We start from the raw sequence: 14,445 nt of genomic DNA on the forward strand, positions 1-14,445 counted from the left end.
AATCCACTTCATTTGAATAATTGATGACAATTTCATTCATGTGATTTTCAGGTTGAATTGTTGCGTCCGACATTCGATAAAAACGGGCATTCATCAATTATTCAACAATTTCATCGATTTCAATCAAGGAGTCATTTCAGATGCGCGCAATCTCGGGCATGCTGGTCGTTGATCAGGATCATAGCCGCAACGGCTCGGCCGTCGTCAATTTCGCGAATGTTCCGGCCGACAATGCGGATGTCGGCGATGCGAGGTTTTCGCAACGCCGTGTCATCGGCGGATCCGGGATCTTCCGGACGCTTCCCGCCTATGTGGCGACGATCCGGGAATTCATCGTGCGGGACGACCTGCGGGATGGTCTGACCAAGAGTGAAAATGACGATTTCATATTGAATACGAATTGCGATGAGCAGCGCATTCATTTCGACTGGAAAGTCGAGGATAATGGCGGTCGCATTTCGGAAATCGCATTTCTCGTGATGGGCGAATAATGCCCGGCGCCTCCCGGCTGCCACCGGGAGGCGCAATTCATCCCGGGCGATTGACAGGACCGGGACCGACTTCGGCGGCGTCCTGCGATGACGACCGCCGCTCTTCCTCGATCAGTTTCGCATCGACGAGGAAGCGGTACCAGAATGCCTGGAGGAAGTGGAAGACGAGGCCCTCGCGGCCGTCGAGGAAGCCCCGCTGGAGGATGTAGCGCATGAACCAGTAGGCGCCGGCCCGCCACAGCCTCGGCGAGCGGACATAGACATGTTCCTTGGCCCAGCGCCGGCGACCGGCCTGAGCGGCAGGACCGTCTCCGGGCCCACCCTGTTCCACGCGCAGCAGGTCGCGCACCTCGCGGCTGGCATAGCCTTCGTGCTTGATCGTCCAGAAGCCCAGCCCCTTGTGGTTCTCGTCGATGATGTCGCCCTCCAGCGACAGGATGCGGCCGCGATCGACGATCATGTGCTCGTCCATCCACCGGCCCTCGCAGCGCGCGGTGCCGGTGCGCCATATGCGCAGCAGCCATGTGGGATAGAAGCCGCCATGCCGGATCCAGCGGCCCCAGAAATGGACGCGCCGCCTGACCTGCAGGCCGGTGACATCGGGGCCGATTTCCGGCAGCCGGGACCTGAGTTCCTCCACCAGCGCGGGGGTCAGGCGCTCGTCCGCATCGAGGCGCATGCACCAGGGCGTCCGGGCCTCGATCTGCCCGAGCGCCCAGTTGAACTGGCCGGCATAGGTGGTCCATTCCCGGTGCAGGACATGGCAGCCATGGCCGAGGGCGATCTCCACCGTACGGTCGGTGCTGCCGGAATCGACGACCCACACATCGGCATCGAGACCGCGCAGGCTGCGCAGCGCATGGACGAGGTTTTGCTCCTCGTCGCGAGTGAGTATGATGATGGTGAGCATGGTTGCAGATCCGATAATTCTACCATAAGTAGAATTAATAATCTACCAGAGGGGGAATTTCCAGCCTTGTCACTGATTCCGCCTTCGGCTTCGCAGTCCCGGGGAGGTACGATCTCTTGAACATCGCCCATCTCTTCGAACGCAATGCCCGCCGCGCTCGCGAGGGCACCGCCATTGCCATCGGCGGCAATCCCTTCTGCACGCATGGGGAGCTGGCCGGACGGGCGGCCGCCCTTGCCGGCTGGATGCGCTCGAAGGCCGGGCTCGTACCGGGCGACCGGGTCGCGCTCATCCTCGCCAACCGCGTGGAATATCTCGAATGCATGCTGGCCTGCTGGTGGGCCGGGCTCGCGGCGGTGCCGGTCAATGCCAGGCTCCACCGCAACGAGCTGGCCCATGCCATCGAGCACAGCGGGGCGGGCCTTGTGATCAGCGAGGAGAAATTCTCCGGAGATATCGATGCCGGGGTCCGCGTCCTCATGGCGGGCAGTCCAGGCTACGCCACCGCCCTGGCGCACGATCCCGTTGCCATGGAGCCGCGCGGCCCCGATGACCTCGCCTGGCTGTTCTATACCAGCGGAACGACCGGCAGGCCCAAGGGCGCGATGATCACCCATGGCAATATCCGGGCCATGACCTATGCCTATTTCATCGACATCGACCGGATTGCCGCCGGAGACGCCATCCTTCATGCCGCACCGCTGTCGCACGGTTCGGGCCTCTACATGTTCCCGCATGCGGCGATGGGTGCCACGCAGGTCGTTCCGGCAAGCGGCGGCTTCGATCCGGCGGAGATATTCGACGCACTGGGAAGCTGGCCCGGCACGACGATGTTCGCCGCACCGACGATGGTCAAGCGGCTGACGCGCCATGCGAGACAGGAAGGAGGCGACCATCGCAACCTGAAGACGGTCGTCTATGGTGGAGCGCCCATGTATCTCGCCGATCTCGACGAGGCGCATGAGGTGTTCGGTTTCAGGTTCGCCCAGCTCTACGGCCAGGGCGAGAGCCCGATGACGATCACCGCCCTCGACAAGGCCGCCCACGCCGATGTCGGCCATCCGCGCTACCGGGAGCGCCTGCAGTCCGCGGGCACCGCCCAGACCGTGGTCGAGGTGAAGATCGGCGACGCCGAGGGGTGCCCGCTGCCCGCCGGCGAGAGCGGCGAGATCATGGCCCGCGGTGCCAGCGTGGTCCCCGGCTACTGGCGCGACCCGGAGGCGACGCGGCATACCATGGGCGATGGCTGGCTGCGCACCGGCGATGTCGGGGTAATGGACGAAGACGGCTTCGTGACGCTCAAGGATCGTTCGAAGGACCTGATCATCTCCGGCGGCACCAACATCTATCCGCGCGAGGTCGAGGAAGTCCTGCTGCTCCACCCGGCCGTCCGCGAGGTTTCGGTGATCGGGCTCGCCGATGCCGAATGGGGCGAGCGGGTGGTGGCCTGCATCGTCGAGACGGCAGCGGTCGCCGACCGCGACCTCGATGCGCACTGCCTTGCGCACATCGCCCGGTTCAAGCGCCCGAAGGTCTATGTGCGCTTGCCGGAACTGCCCAAGAACAATTACGGCAAGGTTCTCAAGACGGAGCTGAGGGCCCGCTTCAAGGACGGCTGACAGTCGCCGGCTTGCCGTCCGGGCGGTGATCCTGTATCCGGCCACCACCCCCGGGCGGACACGCCCGCATTCGAGGACTTCATGCGCGGTCTCATCGGCATCTTCTTTTCCACCAATCCCGCACGTGCCTGGCTCGTCCTGACGGCCCTCGTCCTGGCCAACCTCGTCGAGGGACTGGGGCTCGCCACGATGATGCCGCTGATCGCGGCCGCCACAGAACAGAGCACGGGCAGCTCGCCGGCCCAGACGATCGTGCTGGGCCTTGTCGGCTGGTTCGGCCTCACCCCCGATCTGACCACGTTGCTTGTCCTGATGGTCGGGTCGATCGTCCTCAAGGCGCTGATCACCCTGGGAGCGATGATCTTCGTCGGCTTCACCTCGGCCGAGGTCGCAAGCGACCTGCGGCGCAATGTCGTCCGCAATCTGATGCGGGTTCGCTGGCGATACTTCATCCGTCAGCCCATGGGCCGGATCACCACGGTCATCAGCAACGACGCGACCCGCGCGGCGGAAGCCTACGTCCTGGCGGCCTCGTTCCTGGCACTCGCCGCCCAGTCGGTCGTGTTCGCCGTCGTGGCCCTCGTCGTCTCGTGGGAACTGGCGCTGGTGGCGTTCGCCATGGGGGTGGTGACACTCGGCTCGCTGCATGCCCTCGTGCGAGCGGCCAAGCGCTCCGGCCAGGCGCAGACCCGCCGGACCCGCGACCTGCTGATTTTCCTGTCGGACACGCTGAGCAACCTCAAGCTCATCCGTGCCATGGACCGTCAGGCACCATTTGCCGACCTTCTCGACAAGAAGATAGGTGCCCTGCGCAAGGCCCTGCGGCGACAGGTGGTCGCCCGTGAATCGGTGGCCAACCTGCAGGACGCGGTCATGGCCATCTTCCTGGGAAGCGGATTCTACGTTCTCTACAACAATTTCGACGTGCCCATGACCGAACTGCTGGTGTCGGGGATCGTCGTTGCCCGGACGGTGCAGACGGTCGGCAAGCTGCAGAAGGCGTATCAAAAGGCCCTTCTGGTCGAAAGCGCCTTCTGGTCGGCGCAGGAGCTGATCGACGAGACGGAAGCCGATCTCGAACCGAATCCGGGCAGGCAGCCCGCCCGTTTCGAGCGGCGGATCCGCTTCGAGAACGTCCGTTTTGCCCATGGCGACCACCCGATCCTGCACGGGCTGGACCTGGAGGTCGAGGCGGGACAGCTCACCGTGCTTACCGGACCGTCCGGTGGCGGCAAGACGACCATCATCGATCTCCTCCTCGGGCTGCACCAGTCCCGCGATGGTGATATTCTCATTGACGATATTCCACTGGAGAAGATCGATCTCGCGAGCTGGCGTCATCTCGTCGGCTACGTGCCGCAGGATGTCGTCCTGCTGCATGATTCGATCCGCGAGAATCTGATGCTCGGCGACACGCTCCCCGAGCCCCGTTTGACAAAGGCTCTCGAACTGTCGGGTTCAGGCGCCTTCGTGCGCAGCCTGCCCGATGGACTGGAAACGGTGGTGGGCGAGCGCGGCGGCCGGCTTTCGGGCGGTCAACGGCAACGCCTGGCGCTGGCCCGTGCGCTCGTGCACGAGCCTCGCCTGCTGATACTCGACGAGGTCACCAGCGCCCTCGATCCGGCGACCGCCATCACCATCGCCGGCGAAATCCGCAAGCTCAGTCGCGAAATTGCGGTATTGACCATCAGCCACCGCCACGAACTCCTCGACGTCGCCGACCGGATCTATGTCGTCGAGCACGGCAAGGCCAGACTGGCCGAAAGCGCCCTTCACTAGGGGATATTCAACGGCCGATGTGTTCAGTCGACTGCCGTCAGACTTCCCGCAGCACCTCTAGAATGGCGGTCCAGTCCGAGCGGCCGCGGCCCCTCGCCTGACCGATCTCGTAGACCGGACGGGCCGCGGCACCGGCATAGGTCGGCGAGCCGATACGACTGCCCAGTTCGAGTGCGATCTTGAGATCCTTGAGCGCCAGGTCGAGCATGAAGCCCGGAACCGTGTCCCCTTGCAGCACCTTGGCTGGATAGGTGGTGTTCAGATGCCCCTGCCCGGCCGTCGTTCCACGGCAGACATCGATCGCCACATCGAGAGAAAGGCCCGAGCGTTCGGCGAGGACGAGGCTCTCGGCAACGACGACATTGGACACGATCGACATGTAGTTGTTGACGATCTTCGCCCGGCTGCCCATGCCCGGCCCGCCGCAGTGAACGATGGTGTCGCCCAGCAGGGAGACCACCTCGCGGGCCTCGTCCAGATCCTCGGCATCCGCCCCCACCATGACGAGCAGCTTGCCCTCCTCGGCATGGCGCGAGGTGCGTCCCACCGGGGCATCGACGAAGCGGAAGCCGCGCCGCCGCACCTCGGCGGCGATCTCGTCGGTTTCCAGTGGCTGGACGGTACTCATGTCGATGACGAGACTGCCCTTCGGCAGGGTCTCGCAGGCACCGTCCCTGCCGAACAGGGCAGCCTTCACATGCTCGCCCTTGGGCAACATGGTGATCACGATGCTCGCACCGTCGGCAGCCCCGGCGGCGCTGGCGGCGGGACGGTTGCCGGCAGCACGGATGGCATCGGCGGACAGGTCGAAGCCCATCACCTCATGCCCGCCCCTGACCAGGTTGCGCGACATGGGCGCCCCCATCACACCCAGTCCGATAAAGCCGATTTTCTTCGACATGGTTCAACCCTCCCCTGAATATCGCCACTCGCTGTCAGTGTTAGACGCGGCAGGGCCATGCGTCCATCGACGCGTTCGTGTTGACGGCGGAGGCGGGTCGGGTCCATCTGTGCCGCGACTTCGAAGCGATCGGAAAAAGCAAGCCCATGATCATTCCATCCATCGACCTCCAGGACGGACAGGCCGTGCAGCTCATCGGCGGCGAGAAGCGCGAGATCGAGGCCGGCGATCCGATGCCGATCGCCGAACGCTTCTCGGTCGCCGGCGACATCGCCGTCATCGATCTCGATGCCGCCATGCGGACGGGGTCGAACGCCGATCTCGTCGAGACGCTCATCGCCCGGTTCGACTGCAATGTCGGAGGCGGCATTCGCGATGTGCAGACAGCCATTCGCTGGCTCGACAAGGGAGCCAGGCGCATCATCCTCGGAACCATGGCAAAGCCGGAAATCCTGCGTCAGTTGCCCAAGAACCGGGTCATCGCCGCCCTGGACGCCCGCCACGGCGAGGTTGTCGTCGAAGGCTGGAAGCAGGGCACCGGAGAAGGCATCTTCGAGCGCATCGAGGCCCTCAAGAACCTCGTATCGGGCTTCCTCGTCACCTTCGTCGAACTTGAGGGCCGGCTCGCCGGAACCAATCTCGACCTCGCACGACAGATCGTCGAGGCGGCGAAACCGGCATCCGTCATCATTGCCGGCGGCGTCACCACGGTCGAGGAGGTGGCCGCACTGGATGCCCTCGGTGCCGACTGCCAGGTCGGCATGGCGCTGTATTCAGGCCGCATGGACCTGGGCGAGGCCGTCGCCGCACCGATCACCAGCGACCGCCCCGACGGCCTCATCCCCACCGTCGTCAGCGACGAACGCGGCATGACGCTGGGTCTCGTCTATTCCAGCCGCGAGAGCATCAAGGCCGCGGTCAACGAGCGGCGCGGCATCTACCAGTCGCGTTCGCGCGGACTGTGGCGCAAGGGTGAAAGCTCCGGAAACATCCAGGAACTGCTGGCCATTCGCGCGGACTGCGACCGCGACAGCCTGCAATTCATCGTCCGCCAGAGCGGCCGGGGGTTCTGCCACCTCGGCACACGAAGCTGCTTCGGCGACGACCGGGATCTCGGACGCCTCGCCCGCCGGCTTCAAAGCCGTGCGGCAAGCGCTCCGGCAGGGTCCTACAGCCGCAAGCTGATCGACGATCCGGCATTGCTGGCCGGCAAAATCCTCGAAGAGGCGAATGAACTGGTCGAGGCGGGATCACGCGACGAGGTGATATGGGAAGCCGCCGACCTCATCTTCTTCACCCTGACCCGGCTTGCAGCCGAGGGAGTGTCGCTGGAAGAGGTCGAACACCACCTCAACCGCCGCGAACGGAAGGTGACGCGCCGGAACTGACCGCCCCGGACGGAGCGTGCCCGCCCCGTCCGGAAAACGCACGCAGGCTCAGTCGTCGAGCCTGGTGTATTTCGAGCCTTCGATGCTCGCATTGGCCATGAGGCCGGTCTCGCCGAAGACGAAACCGACGATCGGCGCCTGGATGTTGCTGGTATCGACCTCGCCGCTGGCCCCCGTGTCGAGCACCGCGACCGAGCCATCGACACCGGCTTCCCAGCCCTGGCCAGCCTGGAAATCGGCCAGCGCCTGGTCTTCGAGGAACATCAGCACCTGCGAGTAGCTCTGCACGCCGATGGCCAGGCCGAAACCGGCGCTGGTCAGGTTGTAGTAACCCGCGGGCTGGCCATTGACCCGCAGAACGCCCGTGCCGCCTTCGCCGGTGATGCCGAGGCCGCCCTTGATGATGTCGGGCATGATCAGGATGCCCTTGGCCCTTTCGCTGAGCGTCTTGGCCTCGGGGTTCTCGGTGTAGAGCTGGTTCAGGGCGACGGTGGCTTCCTGGTCGATCTGGGCGCGCTTGTCGGCGGTCTCCTGGGGGGTCGAGCCGGAAGCGCAGGCCGCCAGCGCCAGAAGGCTGGTGACGGCGAAGAAGCGTCTCGTCTGTTTCATTCGGGTTCTCCGTGTGCCGCGATGCGGTCGTTGTTTCTCGATGGGTCAACCTGATTTTGCGGCGCGACACCGAAAGCCGTGAACGGGCAATCCGACCAGCGTTACGGCCCGGGCAAAATCCACGCGCCGGATCTTACCGAGCCATAACCCGTCGACAATGCGTAAAGTTCCCGATGCCCCAAAAACAGACACGCATTCCGCCTGCGTCCGATCGGGGAGCAGCCTAATGGATGCTTCCCTCGCGGGGGTTGAGCATGACCTGGTCGATGAAGAACAGATCGCTCAGGAAGGACTGCACCGTGATCATCTCGTTGAGATTCTCGACCATGGCGGCGCTGATGCTGGACCTCTCCAAAGCCATCGCCAGAGCCGAGCGGACCACGGACAGATCGGCAAGGAAGCGGCGGGCGAAAGGCCCCATCAGGCCATCGCGGAACATCTGGGGCGCACAATAGCCGATCTCCTTCATCGCCCCGTCGAGGTCCTGAAGGCAGGAACGGATCTCGCGGATCTCGGTTCGCGACGGGTCCCTGTGCCGGCCATCCATGGCGTATGCCAGCATGAATTCATAGCATTTCTCGATCCGGTCGATGGAATCGCGAACCGAAAGCGTTCTCATTCCATCGAGGGTGCTCAATTGCGACAAAGCCATATTCACCATCCACGGTCGAACAACGTTCCAATGGTCTAGCATTCGTACCACTGCCTCGTAAACGATTATCAAATGGCATTTTATTCAACTATATCCATATATTCTCCATGTGTATCACGTTATTTTGGAATGACTTGGCAATCCGGGAAATAGACACTGCAAATACTGTCATTTCAATCGACGGCATCCGTCCGGGGCCGTTCCATCGGTTTCATCGCATTTGAATAAAATGCAACCCATCGAGGCGGCGTTCGCCCCTTTCAGGCGAATCCGTCTTGCGGGAAGGGCCGATGCGGATCACGGTCCATGTCGATCCGAAGCCTGTCGGCGGGCCGCGAAGGCCAGGCGGCCCGCGTTCGCATCCGGGCATCCGTCGTCGCCCCGGCAGTCTGGGCGGCCAGCCGGTCCATGATCGCTTTCATGAGGGCTCGCACCAGATGGCGGCGACCGCGACGGCGCAGGCAGGCTTCCCGGCGACGGCCTTCGTCTCCCGGTTCCCGAACCCGCCGAGCCGGCCGTTCGGCCGGATCCACCGTCCCCGACGGCAAGGTTTCATCGCCATGGGCGGCTGACGGGTCAGGTTCGCGCAGTGGCTTGTCCAGGCTTCGCAGGACCGTGCGCAGAAGAGCTTCCAGGGGCTTGCATCCATGCGGCCCGGTTGCCCACTGCAACCAGGCGATCGCGTGAGGGTTTTCATGTGCCGGGCCATCCAGCAGGCGCAGCACCAGGTCGTCGAACCAGGCCGGCGCCCAGGCCATGATGAACGACCGCAATCCGTCTCCGCCGGCGATGCGGGTCAGCGCCGCGGTCACGACGGTCACGATATCCGGCATGAACCTGATATCGGCAGGATCGTCGAGACCGGGAAAGCCCGAGCGCGCCAGCACGGCCTGCCGCCCGCCGGCCAGAAGCCAGCAGAAGCGCAGGAGACGGCCGCAACCCCAGCGCGAGATGCGCCGCGCCAGCGTCGACTGGCGTGAATCCGGACCGGCAGGCGTGAAAAATCTCGTCATGCCATCCAAAGTGGCACAGGCAGCCGGCAAAAAATCAAGGAATATTTTCCTTATCAATTTGACCTGCATCCTGCACCACCGAACAGTCTGGACGTCTCCCCTGCATGCAACACGCCAACTGCATGCAGGGGTGTCCGCAGCGACTTCAGGCCAGTTGCATCGGTTCGGGCGGCGTCGGTGGACCACCGGCATAGGCACCGCGAACCGACTGGTCGAAGGCGATCACCGAACCGGTCATCATGCCGCTGTCCGCGGAGGCGAGATAATTGACCGCACCGGCAACTTCGGCCGGTGCGAGCAGCCGCCCGAAGGGCAGGCCCGCCGCCGCCTTCGCCTGCCAGTCATCGGCAGCACCGTGATACTGGCGCTGTATGCGGTCCTCGCCATCGGAGGCCATCCAGCCGATATCGAGCTGATTGACCCGGATACGGTTGCGCATCACGGCAAAGGCGGTGTTGCGGGTCAGCGTGGCCAGAGCCCCCTTCGAGGCGCAATAGGACGAGATGAACGGCTGGCCGGCAAAACCGGAGGTCGAACCGATATTGACGATCGAACCTTCCGTCTTCTCGCGCAGCATGATGCGGATCACTTTCTGCATGAGGAAGAACGGAGCACGTACATTGATGGCGAACATCCGGTCGAACAATTCGACCGAGGTATCGAGAATGGTGCCCCGATCAGTCAGGCCCGCCGCGTTCACGAGAATGTCGACGCGATGGAAACGACTGTCGGCGAACTCGACAACGTTGCGGCAATCCCCGACCGTCGCCAGATCGGCCCTGACGAAGTCGACCGGGCAACCGGTATCGTTCGAGACCGCATCGGCCACCTGCCGGCCTTCCTCCACCTTGCGCCCGCAGGTGACGATCCCGGCGGCCCCGGCTTCCGCCAGCCTGCGGGCGATGGCCGCGCCCAGTCCCTGCGTGCCGCCGGTGACGATGGCGAATTTTCCGTCGATCCGGTTCATGTCGTGATTCTCCCCTTCCCGTTTCGATAGCCTGTTTCGATCTTCGGCCTCATCGGCTCGCCGATATGGCCCAGCGAGGAGGACGTTTTTCAAGGAAGGCCGCAATGCCCTCGCGTGCCTCGTCGGTCTCCCAGCTGTCGGCCAGCCGTTCGATCGTGGCGTCGATCACCGCCCCGTCGATGCGTGGACCCAGCATCCGGGCCAGCGACTTGGCCCTGCCCACCGCTCCGGTCGCCACCTTGAGATAAGGGGCCACGGCCGCGTCGACCGCCGCATCGAGTGCCGGACGGGCGACAACCCCGCTCACCAGATCGAGCCGGCATGCCGTGGCGGCATCGAACAGTTCCGAGGACATGAAGACCCGCCTTGCCGGTCCCTCGCCCATGCGGGCGATGACATAGGGACTGATGGTGGCGGGAATGAGGCCGAGCCGCGTCTCGGTGAAACCGAAGCGGCAGTCCCCGCAGGCAATGACGTGATCGCATACAGCCATCATGCCGACACCGCCGCCGAACGCATCGCCATGTACCCGGCCGATCAGCGGCTTCGGCAATTCGTTGAGCGCCTGCAGCATCAGCGCCAGCCTTCGCGCCTCGCGCATCCGCGTGGGCCTGTCGGCCCTGACCTGCTGCATCATCCAGCCGAGATCACCGCCGGCGCAAAATACGGGGCCATCCGCCGCCAGCACGACGGCCCGCACGCCGTCATCGTCGCCAAGCATGCCCGCGGCGTCGGTGATCTCTCCGATCATCCGTGCGGAAAGCGCATTGCGCTTGTCGGAACGTGCCAGCGTCAGGAACGCGACGCCGCGTCCGTCGACCGCAATCCGGATCGTGCTGTCGCTCATGTCCCGCTCCCCAGGCCTCGCGCAAAATGCGCCGCGTCTTCCAGCCGTTCCCTGTCGACACCCGTCGCAAGGCCGAGGGTTTCCAGCCGTTCAACCACACGTTCCGTGGCGACATTGCCCCTGGCACCCGGTGCATACGGACAGCCGCCAAGCCCGGCAATGGAGGAATCGAAGGTCCGCAGGCCGCGTTCGAGACTGACGAGGATGTTGTCGAGCGCCCTCCCGCCGGTATCGTGATAGTGGCCGGCGAGCCGGGTTGCAGGCACGTCGCCCAGCACCGCATCAAGCATGGCGGCAATCGCCCCGGGTTCCGCCTTGCCGGTCGTGTCGCCCAGACTGACCTCGTAACAGCCCATGGCCAGAAGCGAGACCGTCAACCGCGCGACCGATGCGGGCGGTGTCGGACCATCATAGGGGCAGTTGACGACACAGGACACATATCCCCTGACCGGCAGGCGATCAGCCGCAGCAGCCTGCATGACCGGCAGGAATCGTTCGAGGCTTTCGGCAATCGAACAGTTGATGTTGGCTCTGCTGAAACCTTCAGACGCACTGGCGAATATCGCCACCTCGTCGACATTGGCCGAACGCGCACGCTCGTAGCCCTTCAGGTTGGGTGTCAGCGCTGTATACAGCGCCTTGCCCCGCTGTATACCGGCCAGCACCTCGGCGCCATCGGCCATCTGCGGCACCCGTTCCGGGTTGACGAAACTCGCCGTCTCGATCTTGGCCAGACCGCACGCCGTCAGGAGATCGACCAGCCGGATCTTGTCCTCGGTGGCAATGGGGACTTTCTCGTTCTGAAGACCGTCTCTCGGCCCCATCTCGAAGAGGGTGACATGATCAGCCATCGGCAGGCCCCACCTCATCGACCGCCTCCAGCCGCAACAGCACCATGCCGTCATCGGCCTGATCGTGAACGGCGACCGTCACCTCCCGGACCACGCCGTCGCGCGGAGCGGCGAGTACATGTTCCATCTTCATCGCTTCGAGCACGAACAACCGCTGTCCCTTGCGGACCCGGTCACCCGATGCCGTTTCGACGAGCTTCACCAGCCCCGGCATCGGTGCGCGGACGACATCGCCGCCTGCCGCACCGTTTTCATCGACGGGCGCCAGCGGATCGGGCAGGTGGAAAGAGAATGCCGCACCCTCACTGTATACAGTCAGCGTGGCCCCTGTCAGGGCGGTATTCAGCCGGGTCACCATTCCGTCATGACGCAGTTCGACCCGACCGTCGGCCAACAGGCGGCATTCGAGCTCGATACCGTCAGCAGGCCCATCCACCCGGTAGAATCCTTCCCCCAGAATATGGACCGGACAGGCTGCAACCTCGTCACCCATTCCCAGCAAGGCGACCGGTCGTGCCGTCGCCCATGACCGCCAACCGCTCAATCGTACCCATGGATCGCCATCCCCGTCGCCTTCCCTGGCCAGACCGAGTGCCATGATTGCCGCCACGGCAACGATCCTCCCGTCCGGGACCGGCTTGACGTCCAGCATGGCCAGATCCCTGGCGATCAGGCCCGTATCCACCTCACCACGGGCAAAGCCCTCATGTCGCGCCAGCGCCGCGAGAAAGGCGACATTGGTCGTCGAACCCGCCACCTCGACTGCCGCCAGCGCGGTCTCCAGCCGATGGAGGGCAGCCGCCCGATCCGGGCCGTGGACAACCAGCTTGGCGATCATCGGGTCGTAGTAAGGCGTGATGGCATCGCCCTCACGCACTCCGGAATCGATCCTCACCGGGCCGTTCCGGAACGGGACATGATCCGGCAGGTTGAAATGGTCGAGCCGTCCGGTGGCGGGCAGGAAGCCGCGGCCGACATCTTCGGCATAGATCCGGGCCTCGAAGGCATGCCCGTCGATGGCGAGGTCTTCCTGTCCGAATGGCAGCGCCTCCCCCGCAGCCACGCGCAACTGCAACTCGACAAGGTCGAGCCCCGTAATGGCCTCGGTGACCGGGTGTTCGACCTGCAGGCGGGTATTCATCTCCATGAACCAGAAGCCGTCGGTCCGAAGGGGTCCGCTGCCATCGGCGATGAATTCCACGGTACCCGCACCGCGATAGCCGATCGTCCGCGCGGCTTCCACCGCGGCCCTGCCCATGGCATCGCGAACCGCCATCGTCATACCCGGCGCGGGCGCTTCCTCGATGACCTTCTGGTGGCGACGCTGCAGGGAACAGTCCCGTTCGAACAGGTGGACCACCTGGCCGTGACTGTCGGCGAAAACCTGGATCTCCACGTGTCGCGGTCGGGTGACATATCGTTCGACGAGACAGGCCGGGTCACCGAAACTCGACAGGGCCTCGCGCTGCGCACCTTCGAGGGCCGACGCGAATTCGTCCGGATGCCCGACCAGCCGCATGCCCTTGCCGCCACCGCCGGCACGTGCCTTGATCAGCACCGGATAACCGATCCGGGCAGCCTCGGCCGCCAGCACGCCAGGATCGCGGCTCTCGCCATGATAGCCGGGGACGACCGGCACCCCCGCCCTTTCCATGAGCACCTTGGCCGCGTCCTTGAGGCCCATGGCGCGGATGGCCGACGCGGGAGGGCCGATGAAGACAAGCCCCGCCCGCTCGACATCGTCGACAAAGTCCGGATTTTCCGAAAGAAAGCCATAACCCGGATGGATCGCCTGCGCTTTCGTGCGCAGTGCGGCCTCGATGATGCGGTCGCCGAGCAGGTAGCTCCGTGCCGGCGGCGCATCTCCAACCAGAACAGCTTCATCGGCCATGGCCACATGTTTCGAATGGCTGTCGACGGAGCTGTATACAGCGACGGTGGACACGCCGAGACGTCGGGCGGTGGCCATTACCCGGCAGGCGATCTCACCCCGATTGGCGACGAGAATCTTTGCGAACATCAGATTTTCCCATCCCCGTGAAAAACAGCTTCGAGACGATTCCTCGAAGGGTCGATCAGGAACGCCGCGTAATAGCCGCTGTGATAGCTGCGCAATCCGGGCGGGCCGCCACAAGCTCCACCATGGGCGATGCCCGCCTCCCAGAAACGGCGCACGATGTCCGGACTTCCCGCCTTGAAGCAACAATGCACGCCATGACGAACCCCACCTGTCGACCCGAGCCGGACCGAGATATAGCTGTGTCCGTCATCGCCCGGCCGGCAGCGCTCGCCATAGCCCAGCCAATCCGCTCTCTGGCCGACCTTTGCCGCACCGAGAACATCCATGATCGCATCATAGAAGGGGGCGGCACGGGACATATCGTCGACGACGAGGGAGACGTGATCGATGAGCTGCAC

At 64.3% G+C, this 14,445-nt stretch carries 14 protein-coding genes; 4 read left to right on the forward strand and 10 right to left on the reverse strand.

What is annotated here, in order from left to right; genetic code table 11:
* Positions 1-140 precede the first annotated feature (140 nt).
* A complete protein-coding gene (locus H6851_16970) occupies positions 141-491 on the forward strand; it encodes a hypothetical protein (protein MCB9945302.1) in 351 nt (116 codons plus the stop codon).
* A gap of 37 nt (positions 492-528) precedes the next feature.
* Here the strand turns inward: H6851_16970 and H6851_16975 are convergent, their stop codons facing one another.
* Positions 529-1,401 carry a glycosyltransferase family 2 protein gene (locus H6851_16975; GenBank protein MCB9945303.1) on the reverse strand — a complete coding sequence of 291 codons (873 nt, stop codon included), beginning with the start codon at positions 1,399-1,401 and terminating at the stop codon, positions 529-531.
* A 116-nt stretch (positions 1,402-1,517) separates the two neighbouring features.
* Here H6851_16975 and H6851_16980 point away from each other — a divergent pair, with 116 nt between their 5' ends.
* Complete coding sequence (locus tag H6851_16980; protein ID MCB9945304.1) at positions 1,518-3,020, forward strand: AMP-binding protein; 1,503 nt, start codon at positions 1,518-1,520, stop codon at positions 3,018-3,020.
* 81 nt (positions 3,021-3,101) lie between these two features.
* Positions 3,102-4,799, forward strand: coding sequence for an ABC transporter ATP-binding protein (locus tag H6851_16985; GenBank protein MCB9945305.1), 1,698 nt, complete (start codon positions 3,102-3,104; stop codon positions 4,797-4,799).
* Positions 4,800-4,836: 37 nt separating this feature from the next.
* Here H6851_16985 and yihU read toward each other — a convergent pair whose 3' ends face one another.
* Entirely contained in the window at positions 4,837-5,700 is an 864-nt protein-coding gene (yihU, locus tag H6851_16990; protein MCB9945306.1) for a sulfolactaldehyde 3-reductase, read from the reverse strand.
* 146 nt (positions 5,701-5,846) lie between these two features.
* On the opposite strand from yihU, the gene hisE reads away from it, so the two are divergent.
* Entirely contained in the window at positions 5,847-7,088 is a 1,242-nt protein-coding gene (gene hisE / locus H6851_16995; protein ID MCB9945307.1) for a phosphoribosyl-ATP diphosphatase, read from the forward strand.
* A 48-nt stretch (positions 7,089-7,136) separates the two neighbouring features.
* Here hisE and H6851_17000 read toward each other — a convergent pair whose 3' ends face one another.
* The 8 genes from H6851_17000 to H6851_17035 form a co-directional block, all read right to left on the reverse strand.
* Positions 7,137-7,697, reverse strand: a complete 561-nt coding sequence (locus H6851_17000; protein ID MCB9945308.1) for a hypothetical protein — start codon at positions 7,695-7,697, stop codon at positions 7,137-7,139.
* Between the two features lie 223 nt (positions 7,698-7,920).
* Complete coding sequence (locus H6851_17005; protein ID MCB9945309.1) at positions 7,921-8,349, reverse strand: hypothetical protein; 429 nt, start codon at positions 8,347-8,349, stop codon at positions 7,921-7,923.
* A gap of 260 nt (positions 8,350-8,609) precedes the next feature.
* Positions 8,610-9,362 carry a hypothetical protein gene (locus H6851_17010; GenBank protein ID MCB9945310.1) on the reverse strand — a complete coding sequence of 251 codons (753 nt, stop codon included), beginning with the start codon at positions 9,360-9,362 and terminating at the stop codon, positions 8,610-8,612.
* 145 nt (positions 9,363-9,507) lie between these two features.
* Positions 9,508-10,329: an SDR family oxidoreductase gene (locus tag H6851_17015; GenBank protein MCB9945311.1), complete on the reverse strand. Its 822-nt coding sequence runs from the start codon at positions 10,327-10,329 to the stop codon at positions 9,508-9,510.
* Between the two features lie 49 nt (positions 10,330-10,378).
* On the reverse strand, positions 10,379-11,176 hold the full coding sequence (locus H6851_17020; protein ID MCB9945312.1) for a crotonase/enoyl-CoA hydratase family protein: 798 nt from the start codon (positions 11,174-11,176) through the stop codon (positions 10,379-10,381).
* Positions 11,173-12,027, reverse strand: coding sequence for a hydroxymethylglutaryl-CoA lyase (locus H6851_17025; protein MCB9945313.1), 855 nt, complete (start codon positions 12,025-12,027; stop codon positions 11,173-11,175). The genes H6851_17020 and H6851_17025 overlap by 4 nt, the downstream gene beginning before the upstream one ends.
* Positions 12,020-14,047 (reverse strand): acetyl/propionyl/methylcrotonyl-CoA carboxylase subunit alpha, encoded by a 2,028-nt coding sequence (locus tag H6851_17030; protein ID MCB9945314.1) that lies wholly within the window; start codon positions 14,045-14,047, stop codon positions 12,020-12,022. The genes H6851_17025 and H6851_17030 overlap by 8 nt, the downstream gene beginning before the upstream one ends.
* Positions 14,047-14,445, reverse strand: coding sequence for a VOC family protein (locus H6851_17035; GenBank protein ID MCB9945315.1), 399 nt, complete (start codon positions 14,443-14,445; stop codon positions 14,047-14,049). The genes H6851_17030 and H6851_17035 overlap by 1 nt, the downstream gene beginning before the upstream one ends.

The sequence above is a fragment of the Geminicoccaceae bacterium genome, assembly GCA_020638465.1.
In the GTDB taxonomy this organism is placed as follows: Bacteria; Pseudomonadota; Alphaproteobacteria; order Geminicoccales; family Geminicoccaceae; genus JAGREO01.